This is a genomic window from Okeania sp. SIO2F4 (genome assembly GCF_010672385.1).
In the GTDB taxonomy this organism is placed as follows: Bacteria; Cyanobacteriota; Cyanobacteriia; order Cyanobacteriales; family Microcoleaceae; genus Trichodesmium.
This window is the reverse complement of record NZ_JAAHGT010000916.1, coordinates 1-3,867: the sequence shown is the minus strand read 5'-3', so window position 1 is coordinate 3,867 and position 3,867 is coordinate 1. Positions and strand designations below refer to the sequence as shown.

The window sequence follows — 3,867 nt, the reverse complement described above, 5'->3', positions numbered from 1 at the left end:
TCTTACCAATCAATACTTGTGACTTTTATTTTTTGACTTTTGACCTCCGGGTAGCGACTAGTAGTCTGCATCTTTTTCGATCGTTCTAAAGTGCATACAGTAATCTCGCCCCTGTTGTTTAGCCTGATATAAAGCTTGATCGGCTTCAAGTATCAATTTCTGTGGTGTTTGATAAACTGATGGTATCTGAGTAGCAATACCCAAACTTAAGGTAACTATTTGTTTTTCAGTTCTCCCATGAGGAATACCTAAATTATTAATTGCTGATTTAATTTGTTCTGCCACTACACAAGCTCCACTTTGACCAGTATTTGGTAAAATCACAGCAAATTCTTCTCCTCCATAGCGAGCTAACAAGTCTACAGGACGTTTCACAATTTCTTTAGCCGTCTTAGCTATTTTAACCAAGCATTGATCTCCTGCTTGATGACCATAAAAATCATTGTATAATTTGAAATGATCGATATCAAACATAATTAGAGATAAATATTGCTTTTCTCTTACCAGTCTTTTCCATTCTAGGTCTAAAAATTCATCAAAATAACGGCGGTTAGGAACTTGAGTTAAACTATCAAGTCGAGCCAGATTTTCTAATTTATCATTTGCTTCCTGAAGTGCATCAAGAGCTTGGGATAATTCCTCTGCTTGAGAACGGGTTTGAGCTAATAAATGAGAATTCTGCAAAGCGATACTAAATTGAGCTGCTAGTTGTTTAACAAATCGAATTTCATTTTTACTCCATTCACGGGTATTTTCACACTGATGAATACATAGAAGTCCCCAAAGTTTTGAACCGTTCATTAAAGGTACGATTATTTGTGCCCTAATTTGAAATTCTTCTAACACTTGAATATGACAATCTTTTAATCCAGCATTGTAAATATCAGTTAGCACTTGTATACTTCCATGTTGATAGTGGATGGCATACTTTTCCCCAAAACAATAATCCTTGACTTTTTTCAAAAGCGCAGAATCATAAATAGGTAAAACGCTTTCAGCAACAAATTCACCATAGCAATAGTTACTATCTAGATCGAAGCGGAATAACCCGACGCGATCGCACTGCAAAGTTTTTCTAACTTCTTTGATAGTAGTTTGACATAAGGTATCAAAGTCTAGAGACTCACGAATTGCTGAGATTAAGTTCAATAAAATTATTTGTTGCTGGCCAGTTTCTCGCAAAGATTTCGCTTTTTGCTCTAATTCGGCCAGTTGTTCTGCTTGCTGTAGGGCCATGCCTAATTGGGCAGAAACTTGAGTCAAAAATTTAACTTCGGAAATTTGCCAATTATTGGGTCTGGAATGTTGATAGGCTGCCAGAATTCCCCATAGTTTTTGTTTGACAAAAATGGGAGCAGTTGCAAAGGCTCGGATTTGAAATTGTTCCAAAATTTCAGCATGGCATTGAGATAACCCTGCTGTATAAATATCTTCTACTACAAATGTTTCGTTATGGCGATACCTACCACCTTGATGTTTTTGAAGATAGGAGTCATTCCAGATAGTGTTTTTACCTAGTTTGCCACAATTATCCCAACCAGGTTCAGTAAATTCAAAGTCTCCAAGAAACTGACCACCCCAGTCTTCAGAAAAACGATATACTGAGACTCTTTCGACACCTAAAAGTCTACAAGTTTCTTTTGTAGTTGTGCGAAATATTGTTTCTAGGTCGAGAGATGCTCTAATCTTACTGATGACTCGGTATATTGCTTTCTGGTGTGCAGATATTTGCTCTAGTTGTTCTGTTTTTTGGTGCAGTTGAGCTTGTAAATAGTCAATGGTTGGTAATCCCAATAACTTAGATATCTTATTAATTATTGGGCGGCATAAGGTAGCTAATATATATGGAATTTTTCTGTTATTCATTCGTTTTTTTACTTAAAATTGTAACATATAGCTTTTCTTAAATTATATATATATGGATTATATATGGTAAACATTTTAAGACTTTAGATGAGGAAAGAGGTTGAAAATACCTCTATTCCATGAAAAATTATATCTAAATATAGATAGTAAAAAAAATCTCTATAAGCTATTTGTACTTTTTCGTTAGAACTTTTTATAGCAAATCTGCAATTTGCATATATAGCAATCCGCAGATTAGTTGTGAAAATGTTTATAATAGTTAATTTGGAATGAAAACCTTTAAAATTATGACTCGGTCCGACTGAGTTATGACTCCTGTACGGGCGAATTGCCATTCGCCCCTACCACTAAAATATTACAATTTAAATAGGATTGGTATGAGTTCTTTTTTCTGTTAGCTATCAGATTTATTTGGATCTGATTTTATACTATTTTTAAAAAATAATGTTGCAAATAAATTTGAGTAAAAAGAACTTTATTTTAATGTCTCTTTGACTAAAAATACAGGCTTACTACAAAATAAAATATTAGATTTTATTCCTCTTGACTCTTAAGCAGTAGCATAAATTTTTGTAGCAAAAATTTATCAAATAGGATTGGGTCAGGCAACCCCGTCTTTTAAGGCTAAATGTTTTTGGAGGGTTGCTCAAAATACCTGCCACAAAAACAATTTCTGACTTCTGTAGGGGTAATTCGTTTTGGCGAAGCATTCTGTAGGAAATCACCTCTACTGACTTCGTTAATCAACTGATATTACCAATCAATTAATGTAAGCATTCAGCCGTCAGGATTCAGCTAGCCTCCTGCGGAGGAACTTCGCTCTTCAGCTATGAATTATTAACTTATTCCCTACCACATAATTGTATAATTTCACAACTAAAATGAGTCTTTCTTGTGCTTCAATACTCTGGTTAAAAATGTAGTAGAAGTTAAAATAAAGCTGGCTTCATTCATTAAAAAACTTAGAGCTGACTGCTAATAGCTGAATGTTGAGAATACTCTGGTTAAAATGTATAGCATTCCTATTTTATTTGTGTATAAAAAAATTACTGTTTTTAGGGAACAGGGAACAGGGAACAGGGAACAGGGAACAGGGAACAGGTGGGAGTTTCAGGTTTTTTATCTACTTTTTGATTTATTACAACCTATTTAGGATTGCTATAGTAGAAGTTAAAATAAAGCTGGCTTCATTTATTTATGAATTATTAACTTATTTCCAACCACATAATTGTATGGTTTCACAACTAAAACGAGTCTTTCTTGTGCTTCAATACTCTGGTTAAAAATGTAGTAGAAGTTAAAATAAAGCTGGCTTCATTCATTAAAAAACTTAGAGCTGACTGCTAATAGCTGAATGTTGAGAATACTCTGGTTAAAATGTAGTAGAAGTTAAAATAAAGCTGGCTTCATTCATTAAAAAGCTGTTTGCGTAACATTCCGTAGGATGAACTGACTGCTAATAGCTGAATGCTTACCAATTAATTGAGATTTAAACAAACTCCAATCAAGTCGAAAAAAATCAAACAAATTTTCTTTTAGTTAATTCTATTCTTTTGAATAAGAGTTAATTATGGTTTGCTGATTAAATCTAACAGTATTGACAGATAAAGATTTTAGCCTTTTTAGGTCTTGAAAAAGTACAAGGTTTTCGCATTTTGGGATCTCAAAAAGTTAGGATTTTGGGTTGACGGGAGGCAGAAAAATCAAGGGATGTTTTTTCCGACTCCCTCCTCACTCATTCCCCATTCCTCCTGACTTCCCCTCCTGGGAGGGGTTAGGGGTTTACAGGGGTAGGTTTTTAACAAAGGAGCGATCGCTCGCTTTGATTCAGTTAAAAATTCTCAAAAAAATGTACTTTTTTATACAATAAATAGCTATAAACTCCCCCCTCCTCCCCCTCTTCCCCTCCTGGGAGGGGTTAGGGGTGGGTCCCCCTCTCCCCAAACTTCTTTTTAGATCAAAGGTAAAAAACCTACCCCTGGGAGGGGTTAGGGGTGGGTA

General features: G+C 34.9%; 1 protein-coding gene. It reads right to left on the bottom strand.

Annotated features, from left to right (window positions below; translation table 11 throughout):
* Positions 1 to 57: 57 nt before the first annotated feature.
* Positions 58 to 1,866, bottom strand: coding sequence for a sensor domain-containing diguanylate cyclase (locus F6K22_RS34905; RefSeq protein ID WP_293109022.1), 1,809 nt, complete (start codon positions 1,864 to 1,866; stop codon positions 58 to 60).
* Between the last annotated feature and the right edge of the window lie 2,001 nt (positions 1,867 to 3,867).

Coding starts and splice junctions, on each gene's coding strand:
- F6K22_RS34905 (WP_293109022.1), bottom strand. CDS start 1,866: ATGAATAACAGAAAAATTCCATATATATTAGCTACCTTATGCCGCCCA.